Source organism: Helicobacter salomonis, from assembly GCF_017979425.1.
Taxonomy (GTDB): Bacteria; Campylobacterota; Campylobacteria; order Campylobacterales; family Helicobacteraceae; genus Helicobacter; species Helicobacter salomonis.
In genome coordinates, this window is the sequence record NZ_JAERIS010000011.1 from 24,522 (window position 1) to 43,879 (window position 19,358).

19 protein-coding genes are annotated in these 19,358 nt (G+C 45.9%); 9 read left to right on the forward strand and 10 right to left on the reverse strand.

The window, feature by feature from the left end; translation table 11 throughout:
- Positions 1–3: 3 nt before the first annotated feature.
- A complete protein-coding gene (locus tag KCO92_RS03720) occupies positions 4–222 on the reverse strand; it encodes a hypothetical protein (RefSeq protein WP_104695459.1) in 219 nt (72 codons plus the stop codon).
- Between the two features lie 54 nt (positions 223–276).
- Between KCO92_RS03720 and sppA the strand changes: the two genes are divergently transcribed.
- A complete protein-coding gene (sppA, locus tag KCO92_RS03725) occupies positions 277–1,134 on the forward strand; it encodes a signal peptide peptidase SppA (protein ID WP_104695460.1) in 858 nt (285 codons plus the stop codon).
- A 29-nt stretch (positions 1,135–1,163) separates the two neighbouring features.
- On the opposite strand, the gene mqnF is transcribed toward sppA, so the two are convergent.
- Genes mqnF through KCO92_RS03740 form a run of 3 tightly spaced genes read right to left on the reverse strand, consistent with a single transcriptional unit; the run spans position 1,164 to position 4,412 of the window.
- Entirely contained in the window at positions 1,164–2,420 is a 1,257-nt protein-coding gene (gene mqnF / locus KCO92_RS03730) for an aminofutalosine deaminase family hydrolase (protein WP_104695461.1), read from the reverse strand.
- Entirely contained in the window at positions 2,417–3,682 is a 1,266-nt protein-coding gene (locus tag KCO92_RS03735; RefSeq protein WP_233710457.1) for an amidohydrolase family protein, read from the reverse strand. Before KCO92_RS03735 ends, mqnF begins: the two co-directional genes overlap by 4 nt.
- 4 nt (positions 3,683–3,686) lie before the next feature.
- Complete coding sequence (locus KCO92_RS03740) at positions 3,687–4,412, reverse strand: cytochrome c biogenesis protein CcdA (protein WP_104695463.1); 726 nt, start codon at positions 4,410–4,412, stop codon at positions 3,687–3,689.
- Positions 4,413–4,505: 93 nt separating this feature from the next.
- Here KCO92_RS03740 and KCO92_RS03745 point away from each other — a divergent pair, with 93 nt between their 5' ends.
- From KCO92_RS03745 to KCO92_RS03775, 7 genes are all read left to right on the forward strand, one after another.
- Positions 4,506–5,921, forward strand: coding sequence for a DEAD/DEAH box helicase (locus KCO92_RS03745; protein ID WP_104695464.1), 1,416 nt, complete (start codon positions 4,506–4,508; stop codon positions 5,919–5,921).
- Positions 5,922–5,965: 44 nt separating this feature from the next.
- Entirely contained in the window at positions 5,966–7,072 is a 1,107-nt protein-coding gene (locus KCO92_RS03750; protein ID WP_104695465.1) for an SPFH domain-containing protein, read from the forward strand.
- Positions 7,072–7,608 (forward strand): DUF2393 family protein, encoded by a 537-nt coding sequence (locus KCO92_RS03755; protein WP_104695466.1) that lies wholly within the window; start codon positions 7,072–7,074, stop codon positions 7,606–7,608. The genes KCO92_RS03750 and KCO92_RS03755 overlap by 1 nt, the downstream gene beginning before the upstream one ends.
- 48 nt (positions 7,609–7,656) lie before the next feature.
- Complete coding sequence (locus KCO92_RS03760) at positions 7,657–8,229, forward strand: hypothetical protein (protein ID WP_104695467.1); 573 nt, start codon at positions 7,657–7,659, stop codon at positions 8,227–8,229.
- Between the two features lie 77 nt (positions 8,230–8,306).
- On the forward strand, positions 8,307–8,798 hold the full coding sequence (locus tag KCO92_RS03765; protein WP_104695468.1) for a flavodoxin: 492 nt from the start codon (positions 8,307–8,309) through the stop codon (positions 8,796–8,798).
- Positions 8,799–8,818: 20 nt separating this feature from the next.
- Positions 8,819–9,373 (forward strand): hypothetical protein, encoded by a 555-nt coding sequence (locus tag KCO92_RS03770; protein WP_104695469.1) that lies wholly within the window; start codon positions 8,819–8,821, stop codon positions 9,371–9,373.
- A gap of 169 nt (positions 9,374–9,542) precedes the next feature.
- Entirely contained in the window at positions 9,543–10,727 is a 1,185-nt protein-coding gene (locus tag KCO92_RS03775) for a hypothetical protein (RefSeq protein ID WP_233709711.1), read from the forward strand.
- A gap of 52 nt (positions 10,728–10,779) precedes the next feature.
- Here KCO92_RS03775 and KCO92_RS03780 read toward each other — a convergent pair whose 3' ends face one another.
- The 5 genes from KCO92_RS03780 to KCO92_RS03800 all read right to left on the reverse strand — a co-directional run bounded on the left by KCO92_RS03780 (position 10,780) and on the right by KCO92_RS03800 (position 16,293).
- Complete coding sequence (locus KCO92_RS03780) at positions 10,780–14,514, reverse strand: Eco57I restriction-modification methylase domain-containing protein (RefSeq protein ID WP_104695471.1); 3,735 nt, start codon at positions 14,512–14,514, stop codon at positions 10,780–10,782.
- A gap of 95 nt (positions 14,515–14,609) precedes the next feature.
- Complete coding sequence (locus KCO92_RS03785) at positions 14,610–15,002, reverse strand: hypothetical protein (RefSeq protein ID WP_104695472.1); 393 nt, start codon at positions 15,000–15,002, stop codon at positions 14,610–14,612.
- A 75-nt stretch (positions 15,003–15,077) separates the two neighbouring features.
- Positions 15,078–15,581 carry a lecithin retinol acyltransferase family protein gene (locus KCO92_RS03790; RefSeq protein WP_104695473.1) on the reverse strand — a complete coding sequence of 168 codons (504 nt, stop codon included), beginning with the start codon at positions 15,579–15,581 and terminating at the stop codon, positions 15,078–15,080.
- A 14-nt stretch (positions 15,582–15,595) separates the two neighbouring features.
- Positions 15,596–15,775, reverse strand: coding sequence for a hypothetical protein (locus KCO92_RS03795; RefSeq protein ID WP_104695474.1), 180 nt, complete (start codon positions 15,773–15,775; stop codon positions 15,596–15,598).
- A 131-nt stretch (positions 15,776–15,906) separates the two neighbouring features.
- On the reverse strand, positions 15,907–16,293 hold the full coding sequence (locus KCO92_RS03800; protein ID WP_104695475.1) for a molecular chaperone DnaJ: 387 nt from the start codon (positions 16,291–16,293) through the stop codon (positions 15,907–15,909).
- Between the two features lie 145 nt (positions 16,294–16,438).
- Between KCO92_RS03800 and KCO92_RS03805 the strand changes: the two genes are divergently transcribed.
- Positions 16,439–17,194, forward strand: coding sequence for an SDR family NAD(P)-dependent oxidoreductase (locus KCO92_RS03805; protein WP_104695480.1), 756 nt, complete (start codon positions 16,439–16,441; stop codon positions 17,192–17,194).
- 606 nt (positions 17,195–17,800) lie between these two features.
- Here KCO92_RS03805 and dcuC read toward each other — a convergent pair.
- Positions 17,801–19,186 carry a C4-dicarboxylate transporter DcuC gene (dcuC, locus tag KCO92_RS03810; RefSeq protein WP_104695476.1) on the reverse strand — a complete coding sequence of 462 codons (1,386 nt, stop codon included), beginning with the start codon at positions 19,184–19,186 and terminating at the stop codon, positions 17,801–17,803.
- Positions 19,187–19,358 lie beyond the last annotated feature (172 nt).

Here is a 19,358-nt window from a genome sequence, read left to right on the forward strand (position 1 = left end):
AAATCAAGAAGGTGGTTTAGCAAAAACCTGTTGGCAGGCATTCTTATCGTGATCAAACACGCAGGCGCGTTGGAGTTGTTCAAAAGCTCTCGTGCGCTTGGCATCTGTTTCTTTTTCCACCTGGCGCATTTGGTAACTATAAACCCCATAAAACGCTACACCCGCGACGAATACAAACAGCAAATCCGAAAGCTTGAACTTAGGACAAAATTTGCACGCCATATAGCTTCTTTTTTGCTACTATAGCATGTTTTCAAAACAAACTAAGGAGTGCTCTTGAGCAAGATTTTCAAAATTATCACCGTCCCCCTAGATTTCATCACGAGGTATTTTAAAAGTCTAGTGTTCCTTTGTCTTCTTGCCTTTCTGTTTTTTGGAAGCAAGCATGAAACGCAATTCCCCCCTAATCTAGCCACTCTCCATATTTATGGGCCTATTTTTGAAAGTGAAAGTTTTCAAGAGCGGATTCAGGATATTTTAAAAATGCCCAGTATCAAAGGGGTCTTGTTGGTGATCGATTCCCCTGGAGGGAGCATTAGCGCAAGTGTGGAGCTCAGTGACCTCATCGCCGAACTGAATAAAGAAATCCCTGTTGTAGCGTATGTGCGCGGTGTCATGGCTAGTGGAAGCTACTACGCAGGCATGATGGCGCATAGAGTGTATGCTAATCGAGGCGCGCTTGTGGGGTCTATTGGGGTGATCTTTGAGGGCATGGATGTGTCGGTCCTGATGGATAAGCTAGGCATCAAAACCCAGGGAATTGCAAAGGGGCAATACAAAGAGGTAGGCACCTTTACGCGCGCGTGGACAGACAAAGAGAAACAGTATCTAAACAATCTGCTAGAGGCACAGTACCAAATGTTTGTCAACGATGTGGCAAAAGCACGCAAACTCGATCTTAAAGATGCCTCCACTTTTGCGGAGGGCAAGATTTTTAGCGCGCGGCAAGCCTTAGAGCTCAAGCTCATTGATGAGATCGGTACCTATGACCAAGCAGTTGCAGAATTGCAAAGCTTAAGCGGCGTGAAAGAACCTATTTGGCTTCAAAAAGACAAATGGGAAGTGCTGGTCGATCGTGTCCTCAAGTCCACCAGTCAGGCCTTAGTCCAAGCTTTTAGTTATCAAATGCGCTAGATACAGCAGAATACTAGCCCCTACCAGCTTTATGGGGCTGGTGGCAGGACACGCTTGCCTTGAATGTAGAGTGCGCGCACTTTTTTGGCTTGGGTGAGCTTTAAGAGAATATCCAGGGGTGTGTGTGCTCTTTTGCAACTAAAGATGGCTAGATCTGCGTCTTTGCCCACTTGCAAGCATCCACTATTCAAGCCTAGAGCCTCACTGGCGCGCGCGGTGCAACCCAGCAATAAATCTTGGGCGTTGCGTTCCAAATCACCAGGTAGAGCAAAGAGAGCATGGCGCAATTCCTCTAAAAGGTTGACATCTAGGTTAGAGCTATTTCCATCGGTGGCTAAGGCATAGGGTAAATTGCATTCCTGCACGCGTGCGGGGTCTAATAATTGCCCACTCAGGAGGCGATTCGATCTAGGGCAGGTGATGATATGGGTTTGCGCGCTGATGGTTTTGGCATACTCAAGGTGCTTTGGTTGGGCAAAGAGGGCGTGCACCAGCAAGAGATGTTTTTTGGCAAAGAGATTTAAAAAATCTTCTACTCCTTCAAAACCAGGCACAGGGTTAGTCACCCCTAAAAACTCTTGAAAAAAATGCCCAAACCAGCCCTGTTTGTGCTCCAACCACTCTAATTCGGCTAGAGATTCCAGAAAATGCGTTGAAATAGGGGTATGGGTATCGGCCATCTCTAAAACGCGTCTTGCGAGTTCTTTATGCACCGAATAGGGGGAGTGAATGGCAATAGCAGGAGTGAATGTAGGGCTTTTATATTGCAAACTCAAAGTGTGGCGGTGTTGGAAATCTTTAAAATTTTGCTCTAAAGCGTGGGGCGCGCTCCCGATGAGCTCATCGAAGAAAACTACCCTCAAATCTGAGTGCGCTAAAATCTCGCGCTCCAGTCCATAACTGCTAATTGCTCCCACACTGCCCACCCCGTTCTGTAATTGCGTGTGGATAGCACGCTGGATATGTCTTTGGGCGTTTGCAAAGATAGACTCGCGCTTTTGCATAACACTAGCCAGCCACCCCTCAAACCCCTTACCATAGACAAAGGTATCTCTGTGGGCAGAAAATTCAAAATGAATATGGGGGTTGATGAGCGCGGGCATGAGCAACCCATGTTTATAAAAATCTAAGGAAGCGCTAGGGTAATGGTGCTTCAAGTCTGCGAGCTTGCCCACTTCTACGATCTGCCCCTTAGAGATCGCTACCCCTCCTTCTTCTAGCACTCCACAAGAGGCATCGCAGGGAATAAGCGTGCTCGCGCCGATGATTTTGAGCGCATCTTTCATAAGCGCATTACCTTACCACTTTGCATGATCCACTCTATGCGTGCGTCTAAAACCTGTTGGTGATAAATGCTTGCTGGGTTATCCACTTGGCTTTTGCCCTCTAAGTCTACCAGCATGAGGCGCGCCTCTTTGCCCACCTCCACCACCCCGCAATTGAGCCCCAAAAAGCGCGCGGGATTGGTGGCGATGAGCTCTACTAATCTTTTCAAACTAATACATCTGCCTTTGACTAAATGTGTGTATGCTAAGGAAAAGAAGGCATCGATACTATGCATGCCAAAGGGCGCATCTTCAAAAATATGCAAACTCAGTGGGTGGGTGTAGTGTAGGCTGGTGAGTATGTCGATCTCTTGAGCTAGTAGGGTACGCAGATACGCCTGTTTGGCTCTGTCTTTGAGGGGAGGTAAAATTTTGGTGCGCGAGTCGTAGTGCTGGTAGATATCTTGATCTAAGATGAGGTGATGTAGGGGGGTTTGCACCCATAAGGGCGCGCCTAGAGTGCGCGTAGCAGCGATGATCTTAAAGGCATCTGGCTCTACCACACTATCCAAGAGCACATCTAAGTGGGTGTGTAAGGCCAACGCGGCGACCTTACCCACTTCTTTAATTTGGATGAGCGGACTCACGCTAGGCAAACCCAGAGTATAGGCAAGAGGAGTTTCATCCATGATGCCTATGCTAAAACGCCCCTCATAGCCCCGCACACCACATACCAGCTTGAAATCAAGCATGCGCGCATAATCCAGCACCGGGAGGAGCTTTTGCCCCTCTAAGTTGTAGAGATACAAACACGTTTTAATAGAGGTGGGCAGGGAGGCGCGCAAGAGAGCGAGGTCTTGTAAGCGTTGATGACTATCTAGGGGGTGTAAACAGATAATATCACCACAGGCGATCGCTTCTTGTGCTGCACCATAATCTAGGGGGCTAAAGGCGGTGTCGCTGTATTCTTGCACGAATTCTAAGGGTTCCATATCCGCTTCTTTGAGAGAATAAAGCGGAGCCAGGGGCACACCCATTAAAGAGCCCACCCCCCCCATGCGTGCCTGCGCTTTCAAGTGTATGTAGGTATGCCTGTTGAGATTGTGTAAAAATACCCCCAAATCAATCGCACTAGGCAATAGGGCTTTAGACTCGCAATCCAACACTTCCTCATGAGCACGTGGTTCTAAATGTGCGCTAATTTCTGTGATGATTCCCTCCACAACGCGCACACACATACAAGACTCCCCCATCAATCTAGCATTTTTCAATAACACAGCCATCTCCTTAGCTTAACCATGCCCCCAAAGATTCCATTTGACCACTCATGATCAAAATGCCCATGAGTAATAGAATTGTCCCAGAACCTATTTCAATGGCGCGCATGTGGCGTTTAACACTTTTAAGCAAGTTCAATGCTTTATTGAGTGCCAAAGCCACGATGAGCCAGGGAATAGCAAACCCAGCAATGAAGACCCCTAAAAGCGTTAAGCCGTAAGCTTGTTCGCTCCCACTCAACAACACAATGCTCGTAAAGATGGGTCCAATGCAAGGAGTCCAGCCCAGCGCAAAGCCCATACCCAACACGACTGGTAGAAAGTGGCGCAAGATACCTTTTTGGGCTGTCATGTTGAGATTAAGTGCCTTAGTGCGGTAGAGAAAATTCCAACGCAACACCCCTAAAAAGTGCAAGCCAAAGAGCACCACTACCCCCCCAGCAATTACACGCACCCACATATTCCCAAAGAAATTATGTAAAATGCGCGCCATAGACGCACCCAAGATCCAAAAGACAATGCCAAAGCCCAGCACAAACAGCCCTGCCTTAAGCAAGACCCCCAAGCGATCTGCGCGCCCACTCTTGATCTCTTCTAGGGAGGTTTGGCTAATGTAGGAAAGATAGGCTGGAATCAAGGGAAGGACACAAGGACTTAAGAAAGCTAAGAGCCCGGCTAGAAAAGACGCAATCAAGGGGGTTTGATCGAAAACAGATAACAGGGCATCCTCTAGCATGGGCGATCCTAAGATTTTTCTGATATAATAGCGTGAATTGCTTTAGGATTATCCTCCGAAACTAAACCCCACCAAAAAGGTTGTCTGATATTCATGCCAACACAAAGTGTAGAAAATGCTAACACACCCGAGAATTTTGTTGCAAGTTTTAAAGATTTGGGCTTGCACCCCAGGGTTTTAAAATCCGTTGCTGAGGCGGGTTTCGTGCAACCCAGCCCAATCCAAGAAAAGGCCATCCCCATCATTTTGCAGGGTAAGGATGTGATCGCCCAAGCCCAGACGGGTACGGGTAAAACCGCCGCCTTTGCTTTGCCAATTATTCATAATCTCAAAAATGACCAAAGTGTCGAAGCTCTCATCATCACGCCCACGCGCGAGTTAGCGATGCAAATTAGCGATGAGATTTTCCGCTTGGGAAAAAGTTCGCGTACCCGCACCATTTGCGTCTATGGTGGGCAAAGTATCCGCAAACAATGTGAGCTTTTAGAGAGAAAACCCCAAGTGATGATCGCCACCCCCGGGCGCCTTTTAGATCATCTCAAACACAAGCGATTGAAAAACTTCGCGCCTAAAGTGGTCGTGCTCGATGAGAGCGATGAAATGTTGGACATGGGCTTCTTAGATGACATTGAGGAGATTTTTGACTACCTGCCCCAAGAGGCGCAGATTCTACTCTTTTCAGCCACCATGCCTCCTCCCATTAAAGAATTGGCCACCAAGATTTTACAAGACCCCGCCTTTATTCACATCGCGCCCAGCCATGTAACTAATGCCGACATTTCACAACGCTTTTATGTGATCAACGAACACGAGCGCAACGAGGCAATCATGCGCTTGCTTGATAAGGAAAACCACAGCAAGAGCATTATTTTTATGCGCATGAAACGCGAGGTGGACGAATTGCATCAGTTTTTAGTGGAGAGGGGGTATAAAACCACGCCTCTACATGGGGATATGGAGCAGCGCGCGCGTCAAGAATCTATCAAGGCTTTTAAGTCTAAGCGCGCCGATGTGCTGGTGGCTACCGATGTGGCCAGTCGGGGGCTGGATATTAGCGATGTCAGCCATGTGTTTAACTACCATTTACCCCTGAACACAGAGAGCTATATCCATCGCATTGGACGCACAGGGCGCGCGGGCAAGAAGGGGATTGCGATCACTTTAGTAACCCCCCTAGAATATAAAGAGCTTTTGCGCATGCAAAAGGAGATTGGCTCTAGTATACAGCTATATGAAATTCCTAATATGGATGAGGATCGTTTAGTGCGCTCCCTCTCTAAAGTAGAAGTTGATGAAGAAGTGGTGAGTTTATATGAGCGACTCATGGAGCAGTTTGAGCCCGCCCAACTGACCTTAAAGCTCTTGAGCTTACAATTCAAAAGTCAAAAAATCTCTTTAGATCAGGAGGCTTTAGAGCGTCCCTCTACTCCTTCTAAAAAACCTTACAAACATACCCGTTCCACTTCGCGATCCCATAGACCCCCACGACAAGGGTATAGACAAAGGTAACAGATGAACCACTCTTTAAGTCCTCTAAATATGCAAGGATAGCCATGCCCATTGATCTCAACGAGCATCTCAAGAACAAGCAATCTAATCCACGACCAGAAACTCCCAAGAATTCCGATCAGCCTAGCAGGAATCCTCCGCCCTTTAAACCGACCATTCCTCCTAACTTCTTTCAGTCCAAGAGGTTTACTAGTTTTGTGATTCTCTTGATTGTGTTGGTGTTGTTTATTTTGGCTAAACCTTTTATGGTGATCCAATCGGGCGAGATTGGGATTAAAGTGACAGCTGGAAAATACGACCCTCTGCCTCTGCAACCGGGTATCCATTTTTTTGTGCCCATTGTGCAGGATATTCTGGTGATTGACACACGCGTGCGCACAATCAATTTCTCCCGCACCGAAGACATGGGTATTGTGGGCAAGAATCAGGGGATTTTTAGAAACGATGCAATCAATGTGATGGATTCTAGGGGTTTGACGGTTTCTATTGAGCTCACCGTGCAGTATCGCCTGAACGCCCAAACAACTCCCCAAACCATTGCTACCTATGGCTTGAGTTGGGAGCAAAAAATCATTAACCCGGTGGTGCGTGATGTGGTGCGCTCAGTAGTGGGGCGTTATCCAGCTGAAGATCTGCCCATCAAGCGCAATGAGATCGCTGCGCTTATCAATACAGACATCAATAAGGAAGTGTCTAAACTGCCCAATGCGCCTGTGGAACTTAGCTCAATTCAATTAAGAGAAATCGTCTTGCCCGTCAAGATCAAAGAGCAGATCGAAAAAGTACAGATCGCCCGTCAAGAATCCGAACGGGTGAAGTATGAAGTGGAAAAGGCCAAGCAAGAAGCCCAAAAACTCGCGGCTTTAGCCAAGGGGGAGGCGGATGCCAACCGCATTAAAGCCCAAGGGGTGGCTGATGCAATTGTGATCGAAGCTAAAGCCAAGTCTGCGGCTAATTTGAGCATTGCCCAAAGCCTGACGGATAAACTCTTGAATCTACGCCAAATTGAGGTGCAGGGGCAGTTTAACGAAGCTCTGAAGGCTAACCAAAATGCCCAAATCTTACTCACTCCCGGGGGTGCTGTGCCCAATATTTGGCTAGACACCAAGAGCAAACCCAAAGCCTTAGCCACACAGAGCCCGCATAAATAATGAGCGCACTGCAGCCCATTTTAGAGCATCTATTTGAAATTCTCCATTACTTTTGGGATCAAACCAGCCCCCTGGCACTTTGGATTTTTGGGGGACATTACGCACTCTTTATCATTTTATTTTCTATGGGAATTGTCTTCAAGGGAGTACTCTCTGCTCTCTGCCATGTTCTCTCTTTCATTGCCCTCTTTGGTGCCCCCTTTGGGGTGCACTATGCCACAGAGGAGCAGTTTTATAAAATTCAAACGACTATTGAGCACGCGGCTGCATTGGTCTATACCGATGCCTTTGTCGCACAGGTCAAGATTAAAAATGAAGGAAGGCTGGATATGAAACGATGCGTGTTGCGCCTAGATGTGCTCAATCCTTTTCACAATAAGGTTCAAGAAATACTCTCTCACTTGCTCTTTGCAAAGAGCTATATTAAGGTCTTTCACACCCCTCTGGTGCGCCAACAAGAATACACATTCAACTGGAGCATTGATAATTACCCCTATCGCAAGAATCCTTTCAAGCTTTCAGCCAATTGTTATTAATATCCCCACCAAAATACGCTACAATCTAAATAAACTCGAAGGAAACTTATGCCTAGGCGTACTACTTTGGTACTGGTGGGCGCGCTCATTTTGGGGGCGTGCACCTCTACACCCAACAAGCAAGTTTTTTTACAAAACATGCCCATGTGGATGGTCCAAGATCGGAGCATGTATGTGACTCAGGGAATTGACAGCTCGCATGTGATCAATGGGCAGGTCGAACGCTCTGAGGGAATCGCCAGAGAGCGGGCTAGGTTTCGTGTGGCAATCCACATTGCCAACAAAATTAGGGATATTTACATCGCTACGCAGAATGCCAAACAAAAACCCTATGACGATGAGATTTTCAAAGAAATTACTCAGGCCATTGCCACTAGCCTAGATAAGGAAGTGCAATTGGGCGAATATATTAACCCCAACAACCATGAGGTGTTTATGCTTGTAGGTGTTAAAAGCTATAGTGCCGAGCGTCTGGAAAAGGGCCTACTTGAGATTAGTGCGCTTGATATGGAAACGATTAAGCAGATTAAGTTGGGAGTTAAAAAAATCTTTGATGAAGTGGCTCTGGAAAGTGATGCCCAAACCCATAACGATTTTTCTAAGGAGGGCGGTGGGCACTAGGTTAACTTGCTATTTTCTTTAAACTTGGCTACAATGGAAGTAGCACTCGATGCTAAAATTTTGCTAAAGGATATGTAATGGCAGTTGGAATTTTTTACGGCACAGATAGCGGGAATTCTGAAACGATTAGCAATAAGCTTTCTGAAAAATTGGGCGGGGCTAAAGTCTTTGATGTAGCCAAAGCCTCTAAGGCGGATTTTGATAGCTTTAGCTCTGTAGTTTTGGTGGCTCCTACAGCAGGTGCAGGGGATTTACAGAGCGATTGGGAAGATTTTTTAGGCACTCTGAGCGAAGCAGATTTTGCTAGCAAGACGGTTGCACTCGTAGGTCTAGGCGATCAAGACACCTATTCCGAAACTTTTGCAGAGGGAATTTTCCACCTCTATGAAAAAGCTAAAGCGGGTAAGGTCGTGGGCTTCACCTCAACAGATGGCTATAATTTTGAGAGCTCTAAGTCTGTAGAGGGGGGTAAGTTTGTCGGTTTGGTGTTAGATGAAGATAATCAAGATGATTTAACCGATGGGCGCATTGACGCGTGGGTCAATGAAGTTAAGGGTTCTTTGGTTTAAGAGAAATAAGCGGGCGTGTCATGACTTTGAAAGCCACTACATTGGTGCTGGTGTTTGCATTTGCACTAGGAGCATGTGCGCCTAAGCACAAAAAACAAGTTTTTTTACAAAACATGCCCATGTGGATGGTCCAAGATCGGAGCATGTATGTGACTCAGGGAATTGACAGCTCGCATGTGATCAATGGGCAGGTCGAACGCTCGGAGCGAATCGCTAGGGAGCGGGCTAGGTTTCGTGTGGCAATCCACATTGCTGATAAAATTAAGAAGGTCTATACTGCAGCCCAAAACGCAGAACAAAAGCCCTTTGACAGCGAGATTTTTAAGATGATTACCCAAGCCATTGCAGCAAGTTTGGGGAAAGAAGTACAACTGGGCGAATACATTAATCCCAACAACCATGAAGTATTCATGCTTGTGCGAGTCAATGATTACGACTCTGCGCGCCTGCAACGATTGCTGAATGATATTGAGGTCTTGGATGACAAGACGATTCAAAAGATCATGCATGGAGTCAAGAAAGTCTTTGAAGAAGCACTCGACTACGATGATGTGCAAGTACCTAAGAGCTTGTAACAGGTGTTTGTGCGTGATGGTAGATAATGGGGCATGGTCTCGTTTAATCTTGTCATGTCTCCTGCAGGCCCACAAGCCTAAAGTATGAAGAGCTTTGATTTTCTAATCTCTGTGGCGGGGTTTGATGGAGCTTTGTAGGTCTGCAAGAACCCTGTTATGGCTATTGTGTATGGTGACCCTCTCTCATGCCAAAAGTTTTAAAGACTATATGCGCTATGACTTGGGTCTTCATCTTTTCATTATGGATCATGAGGGTTCTACAAGCTACTGGCCCAATACCAACACCACCTTAAGCACCCGTTTAACCCCTGAAATTGGTTTTGCCTTTGATCTAGGTTCTGTAGAGCAGAAAGTGATGGTCGGGGCATTTTTGTTTCAAAATATCCATACTTATCAGATGAATTTCCCCAGTAAGTGGGGCCCCACCATTTACTACCAAGCCCGCGCTAGGTCGTTCAACTTCTATGGGGGTATTTTCCCTAGAAAATATTTGATCGGGCATTACCCCTTGAATGTCTTTGCCCCTTATTATTGGTTCTCAGACCCCAATGCACGAGGCTTTTTAGTGCAATACAAACCCCCAAGCGACCCCTACAAAAACACCCATATAGAGGCGGAGTTTTTGCTAGATTGGTTTGGAGGAAATTGCTACACCTGTAAGTATGGCAGGAATACACTGGGCAATGGTATGGATCGTTTTAGTTTCATGGGGGCTAGTGAACTCTCCACCCTCAAGGGGTTTTTCAAATTGGGGGGGAATGCCGAGTATTTCCATGTTGAAGATCAGTATCTTCTCAACTGGCCTCACCCTATCAGTGGGATTAGGACGGGTCTAAACTATCTCTTAGATCGACTCTACTACCAAGCTTATGTCAAAACTGATCTGCTCAATGCAGCCCCCTTCATGGAACGCCTTAATTTCTCAACGGGTGTATTGGGTAATTTGGAGCGTTTGCGCCGTATTGGGATGCAAGAGCCTTTTAAAGTCAGCACGGGGTTATTTGTAGAAAGTCATGTGCAATTCAAAGGCTTTGGAGTGAGTAATCTGTTCTTTGTAAGCAAACATGGGGAGGATTTCTACTATAGCAAATACGCCAATGTGGATCTCATTTGCTCTAAAGACTACTGCCCCACCCCCATTTACAGAGGGGTGCCTTTCTTCCAAGCTCCGCTTTACAATCGTCTGGACATCTATTACGAATTCAGAAGTGCTTTTGCGAGTATCAAAACCCAATTTGTTTATAACACCATGAGCGACTATGCCACGGTTCAAAATTCCTATCAGGTCTATTTTACGGTATCCCTAGACAGCTACGATCTCCTCAACTTTATTTTACGCAAAATGCGTAACTAGCGCACATTTTAGCGATGCCTTGGCCCTATGAGAGCGTTTAAGTTCATGGGCTTTATTCTTCCCACAAGTCTTTTAGCAACACCACAAAGTCGGGTTGTTTTTTGGCTAAGACTATAAAGGAGTCTAGTAGGTGCAAGAATTGCTCACGGCTTAGGGCGTAAATATCACGGGCGATGAGAATGTCTAACTGCGCGCGTTTGGTGTTTAAAAGCTTTTGGGTTTTGGGGATGTCTAAAGGGGTTGTAAAGAGAGTTTTTAGCTCACTGAAGTGGTTAGCTGAATCGTAATAAAGCTGGCATTCTAGGGCAGATTTAGCGATAGCCAAGTAAAGGGGGTTGCTAGCGATCTCTTGAGTGCTGGGCTGGGGGAGGGGGAGTTGATAGAGGTAAATTTTATTGATATTCATTTGGGTATGCAGGCGTAAGTAAAAATCCACCACCAAAGAATTTAATAGCCCTAAAGCAAAGAGAGTTTGTAAGGGAGGCACTTCTAATATACCTTTTGGGGTGTAAAATTTAGGCACACTTACATAAATACTATTACCCACGCTATAATTTCTAGGAATCAAACTCACAATGAGGCTTCGCTCATCGGTATCTCTGGCAATCCCACGATACCCCAGCCTCCAATATTGATACTCATAGGCAATCGCCCCGCTGTAGCCTCCCTTTTTGGCGCGATGACGCTCTCTGCTTTTAAGTCTCTCTTGGAGTGCCTCTGCTTCCACGCCATAGCGTGGGGGGGCAAACTCTGCATTGAATTGGTGGATATGTTTACCCTCTAGCAGGGGCAAAAGCATAGCTGCTTGGGTTTTGCCCTGCACTTTGTTAGGGGGGATAAACAAGTCTTTATCGGTTGTCATGTTGAGTTCTTGCCTAAAATCCAACCACCCCTCACTTAGCCTAGAAAACTGAGCGGCACAATGATCTAAAATCTCTAAATCTAGGGCGTTTCGCACTTCCTTAAGCGCGCATTTGGGGGTGCTTAGCAAAGTTTTAGCAGAGATCAAAAGGGGTTTTTGCTTGGCAATGTCGCTCACATTTTCTAAGTAAAAGAGGGCTTTAATGGGTTGTTGGCTCTTTTCTTGGCTCAAGCCCAGCAGAGCGAATTTGTAACAACGATGCACGCTAGGAAAAATGCCTTGGCGGTTTTCAAAGCTGTAAAAAAACTCTAGGGCATGCTCTTTTAAAATCTGTGCCCTTAAGTGTAAACTCCCCTCCTCTAACATCAGCGCGCTGGGAATCACTAAGGCTAGCTTGGCTTTAGGAGCTAGCAGGCTCAAATTGCGCTCGATAAAAAATCTAAAGAGATTGCCATCGCCTGCCCCTCTGCTGTTGGGGTAATGGGCTTTGTAATAGGCGTTGGTGGTTTGGATATGGGCTTGCTGTTTGTCAAACTCTTCTTTAATGTAGTCTTTGGCTAGGGCTTCCTCTTTAAACTTGGTTTTTTCAGCAAGGCTAAAGGTGCGGTAATTGCTCCTAAAAGCACTAAAAAACTCGCTTTCATCAAAGATTGTTTTCTCCCAAGGGGGGTTAGTAACAATGGCATTAAAGCCGTTGTGTTGCAGGGCAAATAACCCCCCTGCTCCTTGTGCGATTTCAGGGAATTCTATTTCGTAGTTGAAAAATTTAAACTCTTTGGCGTGGGTTTGTATGCACTCTTTGACTTCTATATACTCTGGGGTGTGTAATTGTTCTAGCCCCACACCCTCTAAACCTTGCGCTTTCTCTCTCCAAAACTCTTTGAGGGTGGGGTCTGCTTTGTGGGCGATGATTCTATGGGTGTTGTAAAAATTTAAATAGAGATTGAGTTGGTCTAGATGGGGCTTTAACTCGCCATAGAGTTTTTTAGAGCGTCCAATCTCCTCTTTTGTGCTATCGGGGATATTAGCCAAATCGCTAAAGAGGGTTTTCAGGGTTTCAAATTCCTTAAAGAAGTTGTCATTAAAGAGTTTCCCGCTTTCACCCAAAAAGACTTCAAATTCTTTTAAAGAGCAACCTATGAGCGCGTTCCCGCACTTGATATGGTGTTCTAAAAAGCTTAAAGGTGTGCCAAAGATAAAGCTATCAATCCACAAAGAGAGTTTGGCTAACTCGATGCTAAAGGGATTGACATCTACCCCATAGATCATTTTCTTTAAAAGCAGGCGTTTTAAGATTGCCGCTTCATCGACTTCATAGGCGGGGTTATAGGCTTGCACTTGCGCGCTTAGGGTGTTGATCTCCTCTTGTAAGAGGGGGCGCAAGGTTTCAAAGCCTAAAGCCTTTTGACTAGCCTGATTGAGGGCTTCTATTAAGAATGCGCCACTCCCACAGGCATTATCTAAAATCTTAAAATTTAGGACATTGTCATCATTCAAGCCTGCTAGGGCGTGCTCTACTAAGCTTTTGGTGATGTCCTCATGGGTGTAAAAACTTCCGCTAGACTTCCTAGAGTTGGAGGTGTTTTTGAGATAAATTTGCCCCTTAGCGTAGTGTTGGGTTTTTTTGGCTTGCTTTTGGATTTTTTGGTAGTCGTAATTGTCATAATAGCCCTCCCCTTTGGGTGTGGTGCAGTAGTGCAATTCTTCATCAGCCAAAGCAAAGAAGTAGGACATCAACCCCTCGTAAATGCTCCCCAAATGCACCACGCTTAGAGTGGCGTAACCGCGTTGGGATTCTCCATAGTAGAGGAGATGGGTTAAAATCTGTTTTAAGAGTTTGTCGCTGATGATCTTGCCCTTTTTAAAAAGGGCGGTTTTTTCAGGCTCAAAGAGTCCGCCATCAAACAAGGGCATGGCGTAATTCTCATTGCCCTCATTGTAGATGGTAAAGAGTTGTTCGAGTTGCCCCATACCCACATAGCTATTATCTCTATCGCCTAACATTTTTAGCAATTTGCGGACGCTCAAATAGTCTTTAAAACAAATGTGCTCTTTGAGCGTGTCCTCAAACTTGTCTTCAAAGTAGGCGATAAAAAGTAATCTAAAGAGAAAATAGAGGGTGTTTTGATAAATCTCTTTGAGTGTGGCTTGTGGATTGCGTGCGTATAGGGCTTTGCCGATGTCTTCAAATAAAGAGAAGTCATACCCCTCTGTGCCATAGATGAGGTCTTGTAAATCTTTCTCAATGGCTTCTTTGTTTTGATTGTTGGCTTGGAGTGTGGCACTGATTTGGGGGTCTTGATTTTCTTGGGGCAAAAAGTTGTGTGCGTTAAAGAGGTGGTAAAAGTAGAGGAAGTGATCGAGGTTTTGGGTCTGCAAGATGCGTTCTAAATTGATCTCAAAAAAGACTTTGTTATAAGTGGGCTTGCGCGCGTCATAGAAACGCCACACTCGCCCATTGGTTAAAAAGCCGTAATTGTGCCGCAGTGCATTGAGATAGCCTAAAAGTTGGTAATGGGGATTGTGGGTAATTTTCTTATTATCTATGGCGACGCTGTAAGCCTTGCTCTCACAGATCACGCTGAAAAAGGCGTTACTGGCGTATCTTTCTGCTTTGTCTAGGGCTTGGTATTCTTGTTTTAACCCTGGGCTAGCAAAGAGTAAAAAATCGGGCTTTTCTAATTTGCCCTGAATGCTCTTTTCTTCTTGGCGCAGGTATTCCCAGCCCAAAATCTCTAAAACTTTAGCAATGAAGCCATCTTCAAACTGGTGTTCGTTGCTGGTTTTAAAGTTTTGCAGTTTGAGGGCTGTAATTTTTTCCAGAACGGCTTTAGCCTGCTCTTTAGTGTCTTTGAAGTTATAGAGTTTGGGGAATTCTTGCTCTAAAGTGTAGGGGGTGAAAAGGTTGTTATGGAAGTAAAACATGGGACACTCCAAAAAGGGTATTTTAGCAAAATTTGGGGGCAAGGGGGCAAGCCATGCGCGCCCATCTACAAAATCCCAATGTTTCTTATGTGTCTCTATTTTTTAGGATGCCGCACGGCTATGGTGTGCGCTTTGACATTGAATTCTTCGTTAGTTCGAGGGTTGTGGCTAGGGCATACGGGCACAATCCACCACTTACCTCCATGCAATTCTTCTATTTTCACATGTGCCCCGCGGTCGGCATCTTTGGAACACCAAAATTGACAGCATGGGAGGGTTATATTTTTGCGTTCGTCTTCATCTTTTTTAGGGTAGCGTATTTTCTTGTAATAGGCGATCCAAGAGGAATAGCCAAAATCACTCGCCTTAGAATCACCGCTACCTCTGACATGTCTAGCAATCTCCTCGTCAATTTCAATAGTCTGTGGGGTGTCTTGGTTTGCTTGTGCGCCCCCCATGAACCCCTTTACTAAGTCAAAGATACCCATTTTTACCCCTTTGTGAAATTTACCACTGATTACATCACACACGCACAAATTAAGGCGTGGGTGTTTAATAAGTGCTCAAGTGCCTTTCCACACCCGCCACTCATCCGCACCTAGGTATTGCTTGCAATGTTCGTTGGGTTCTTCCCAGCGAGATTCGCACTTCTTGCCAGTTAAACACTCAATCACAAACATGTGGCAGTTATTAGAGGTTGGATCGTATGCACCCCTCTCTTTTTCGCCTTGTCCCTCTTTGCTAATCGCGTAATCAGCAACTTTGGGAGAACCTACGGGTTCTGTGCCTTTGCAAGAAACATAAATACTTCTTGAAGACCAAGATTTAAAATCCTCTTTGGGACATCTTTCCACCTTACTATGACGCGTCCAGTGGATAATGTCACCACCACCCACATAAATCCCTGTGTGTTCAGCACCATAAAGATAACCCCTCACCACACTACCTATTTCAGGCTCCACTTTATCCTTCATGTGTGCAACAACACTTGAGGCCACATCGCCCGCATATTTCGCTGGTGCTAGTGCCACTCCAACCAACTTATGCATTGATTTTAAAAAACTCATGCTATTTCTCCTCCCTACATTTTATCTCCGCTCGTAGCCCCCACCACAGCTCCACCAACGGCACTAGCAGCTGCCGTTGCTCCCAATGCTTCGCCTGCAAGAATTGCGCCAATACCTATTCCTGTAAGGGGTGCCATTGCCGCTAAAGCTGCGGCTCCAACAACTGTACCTGTTAAAACTTTAAGTATTGCCATGTGTCATCCTAACTTTCTTTGGCACTCTTGCCATCTCTGATTTGTTTAACAAGAGCTTCAGCCATATCTTTAGACACTTTAGACCCAGCTATTCCCACCATGGCTTTTAAAACTCCAAACACTTCGCCCCCCTAATCCAACATCTTAACCGCTTCTTGGTAAAGCGCAAAGTTCTTAACTACCCAGTCCTTGAGCTGATCCACCTTTTGGGGTGATACCCCCATCTCTTTAGCATAAGAGTAGATGACATCCCTTTCATTGTCATGCCAGCGGCTATCCGCCAAAGCCACAGAGGTTAGCTCTAGCAGTGCGGCGTGTTTAGCGTAATTGGTAGTAAAAAGTTGACCTAAGGTATTTAAAGGCACTTCTTTTTCACTAATGCCATGCTCGCATTGTTTTTTAATCGTATCCAACGCGCCTAGTTGCAATTCGTGCAACACCCCATCGGCTTCAATGACCTTCCTAGCCAAATACAAGAACACTTGTTGTTGCTCAACGCTTAAATCTTGGATAAACATGTTTGCTCCTTGCCTAAAAATTAAAATACGGGGTGCATTTTAGCGAGAGAGAGAGAGAGTCAAGGGGGGGTGTTGAGGGCGGTGCGCCTATTTGTCTAAACGAGGTCTTTTTGCGCTATGTTATGATTATCTAACAGAGGTGCGTATGAAAAATATCTTAGTAACCGGGGCGACATCCGGATTTGGCAGAGCGATCGTGCTGGCATTTATCAAGGCAAATTATTTTGTGGTGGGCTTGGGCAGACGCAAAGAGCGTTTAGCAGAGCTAGAAAAGGCGTATCCGGCGCAGTTTAAACCTCTATGCTTAGACCTGCAAGATAAAAAAGCACTCGAAGCAGGGATTCAAAATATCTTGCAAGAAAAGCCCATTCATTTATTAGTGAATAACGCGGGCTTGGCTTTAGGGCTGGACAAGGCATTTTGTGCGCATTTAGATGATTGGGAGACCATGATAGAGACCAATATTAAGGGCTTAGTGCGTATCACGCGCCTAGTTTTGCCCTCCATGGTGGAGCGCAATGAGGGGCACATTATCAATATTGGCTCGATTGCGGGGACTTATCCCTATCCGGGTGGGAATATCTATGGCGCAACTAAAGCGTTTGTCAAGCAGTTTAGCCTGAATTTGCGCGCGGATTTAGCCGATACAAAAATCCGTGTGAGCAATGTGGAGCCCGGATTGTGCGGAGGGACGGAGTTTAGCCATGTGCGCTTTAAAGGCGATACACAAAGAGCAGAGGAGCTATACGCCCATGTGCCCTATGTGAGTCCTGAAGATATTGCTAATGTGGTGTTGTGGATCTTTGAGCAACCCGCGCATGTCAATGTCAACCGCATCGAAGTGATGCCCGTAGCCCAGACCTTTTCTCCGCTGTATGTCTCCAAAACCCTAGAGGATTAAGCCCCCTTAAGCTTTCCTACCCCATAACCGCCTTAGGATTTAAACTTGGTGAAGCGTTTGATCCTGACTCAGAGTAACGCTGGTGGAGTGCTTGATGCATGCAAGTTGAACGATGAAGCCTAGCTTGCTAGGCGGATTAGTGGCGCACGGGTGAGCAACGCATAGATGACATGTCCTTGGTTTCATTGTGAAAATGTATTTGAAATCATTTTACCAGAGCGTTTAATATAAAATTAAGATTTAATACTCATGACGGGGGTTCCTTGCAACATGTTAAAGAGCCGAGTCTTTGCTTTAACGGCTATTTTGGTGGTGCTTAGAAGCAAAAGTGCAAGACTTTACAAACTCAAAGAATTTATCTAAGCACTGAAAGAAAACACAAATCACACAATGTCGCTATTATCCACTCTTTGAACGACCGAGCGCGAGACATAGGAATACCAAGTGGAGCGCAGTGCGCGACCCCCCTTACGCCTTCCTCACATTGGGATGCGGGCTTGGACCGAACTCCAAGTGGGGGTTATCAGCGAGGCTAACCCTACTTGAAATGGGTTTAAACTAGCATGAAACACATTTAGTGCCTCCTCAAATACTCCTTACACAATCTTAAGCCACCAGCATCATACTTACGGCTAAATTCACCCCCATACCTACAAGCAATAAAGGGTAAGTGCGCTTGATGATCTCTAGGGGGGCGAGTTTGGCAAAGCCGGCTAAAGCCAAAATCCCTCCGGCAATGGGCGAGCTAGCTCGCCCCAAACAAGAGGCGATCTCTAGGGGTAAAACTAAGTTAATGGGTTCTACTCCCATTTTCAGGGCGATGTCGGGGGCTAAACGCCCAAAGGCGTTAAAGGCGGCAATCCCACTGCCCATTACCACCGCAAAGCCATAGACCATGAACGCTAAAAGAGTCATCACAAGCCCCACAACCCATAAGTCCCCATGCCCTTGCAAGCCCCCCAAACTTTGGGTTAAAAGAGCAATCCCGCCCAAACTCTTAAGCCCTGTGGCAAAGACGCTTGCAGCGATGATTATGCTCACCACGCTCACGAAAATTTCCCCCATTGCTTGCAAAATCACCGCCATCCCAGCCCCCAACCTTTTAGCGTCTCTATAGCGGATAAACTCCACAAGGAAGACCACCGCAATGCTGATGAAATTTGCGCTCACCACATCCAATTTGATCCCTATAAAATACCCCCCAAAAAGCAAGAACACGGGAAACCATGGGAACAAAATATAAAAACTTGGGCATGGGGGGTTTGTGATCTCTAAGTTTTCTATGGGGGCGCATAGGCGGTTTTTAGCCAAGTCGTTTTTGTCTATCCATGCAAAGTAAAAGGGGATCAAAAGGGCGATCACGATCGTGTAAGAAAGCACCACCCACACTTGATGGTGCAAGAAAAGCCCCACGATGTTGTCCTTTTGCCCCACCATGTCTGCCATGTTGATAGTATTACCATCTTTGGGACCATAATCCAGGGCAATCAAAGACAACACGCACACGGCGGTAACGGGGCGGATCTTTAACGCAAGTAGTACGGGATAAATGCACGCTAAGAGCAAGAGCAAAAGCCCGGTATAACTAGAGATCACAATTTTTAAACCCATACCCACGACAAAAGTCCCGCTTAAGACTAAATATTTATTGCGGATTTTGCCAAGGGGGCGGTTGCTTAGGTAGGCGAGTTTGGCAGAGGCGTGTATATGCTTCATGTAGGCAGCAAAACCTGCCACGCTCATGATGATGAGCCCCACACCGCCCAACTGCTTTTTAAAGGTGAAGGCGATGAAGGCGAAAGCGTTTAAGAGAAGCTGCCCGAAGCTATGCGCCGGTGGGGTGTTTGGAATAGCTGTGCCCGTGAGGTAATGCCCCACGAGCAACAATACCAAACCGGCACATAGAAACACAAAGATCGGATGCTGTTTTTTGAGGATATAGTAAAAAGTTACCCCTACTGCCAAAAGGGTCGCCCCAATCATTATCAGCATGTTGTGCCTTTTTGCTGAAGTTTAACCCATTTGTGGGTAGAAATGGTAAATTTTTGGGAGGGCTTAGCTTTGTCTAACGCCTCATGGATACTTTCAGCCCCCCTTAAGCTTTTCTACCCTATAATTGCGTTTTGCCAAAGTTAAAGCCTTTAAAAAGCTTCAAACAAGCGCA

Coding starts and splice junctions, on each gene's coding strand:
- KCO92_RS03785 (WP_104695472.1), bottom strand. CDS start 15,002: ATGGGTATCTTTGACTTAGTAAAGGGGTTCATGGGGGGCGCACAAGCA.
- KCO92_RS03790 (WP_104695473.1), bottom strand. CDS start 15,581: ATGAGTTTTTTAAAATCAATGCATAAGTTGGTTGGAGTGGCACTAGCA.
- KCO92_RS03760 (WP_104695467.1), top strand. CDS start 7,657: ATGCCTAGGCGTACTACTTTGGTACTGGTGGGCGCGCTCATTTTGGGG.
- KCO92_RS03745 (WP_104695464.1), top strand. CDS start 4,506: ATGCCAACACAAAGTGTAGAAAATGCTAACACACCCGAGAATTTTGTT.
- KCO92_RS03805 (WP_104695480.1), top strand. CDS start 16,439: ATGAAAAATATCTTAGTAACCGGGGCGACATCCGGATTTGGCAGAGCG.
- KCO92_RS03770 (WP_104695469.1), top strand. CDS start 8,819: ATGACTTTGAAAGCCACTACATTGGTGCTGGTGTTTGCATTTGCACTA.
- KCO92_RS03720 (WP_104695459.1), bottom strand. CDS start 222: ATGGCGTGCAAATTTTGTCCTAAGTTCAAGCTTTCGGATTTGCTGTTT.
- KCO92_RS03750 (WP_104695465.1), top strand. CDS start 5,966: ATGCCCATTGATCTCAACGAGCATCTCAAGAACAAGCAATCTAATCCA.
- KCO92_RS03800 (WP_104695475.1), bottom strand. CDS start 16,293: ATGTTTATCCAAGATTTAAGCGTTGAGCAACAACAAGTGTTCTTGTAT.
- KCO92_RS03795 (WP_104695474.1), bottom strand. CDS start 15,775: ATGGCAATACTTAAAGTTTTAACAGGTACAGTTGTTGGAGCCGCAGCT.
- KCO92_RS03765 (WP_104695468.1), top strand. CDS start 8,307: ATGGCAGTTGGAATTTTTTACGGCACAGATAGCGGGAATTCTGAAACG.
- mqnF (WP_104695461.1), bottom strand. CDS start 2,420: ATGAAAGATGCGCTCAAAATCATCGGCGCGAGCACGCTTATTCCCTGC.
- KCO92_RS03780 (WP_104695471.1), bottom strand. CDS start 14,514: ATGTTTTACTTCCATAACAACCTTTTCACCCCCTACACTTTAGAGCAA.
- KCO92_RS03740 (WP_104695463.1), bottom strand. CDS start 4,412: ATGCTAGAGGATGCCCTGTTATCTGTTTTCGATCAAACCCCCTTGATT.
- KCO92_RS03775 (WP_233709711.1), top strand. CDS start 9,543: ATGGTGACCCTCTCTCATGCCAAAAGTTTTAAAGACTATATGCGCTAT.
- dcuC (WP_104695476.1), bottom strand. CDS start 19,186: ATGCTGATAATGATTGGGGCGACCCTTTTGGCAGTAGGGGTAACTTTT.
- KCO92_RS03735 (WP_233710457.1), bottom strand. CDS start 3,682: ATGGCTGTGTTATTGAAAAATGCTAGATTGATGGGGGAGTCTTGTATG.
- KCO92_RS03755 (WP_104695466.1), top strand. CDS start 7,072: ATGAGCGCACTGCAGCCCATTTTAGAGCATCTATTTGAAATTCTCCAT.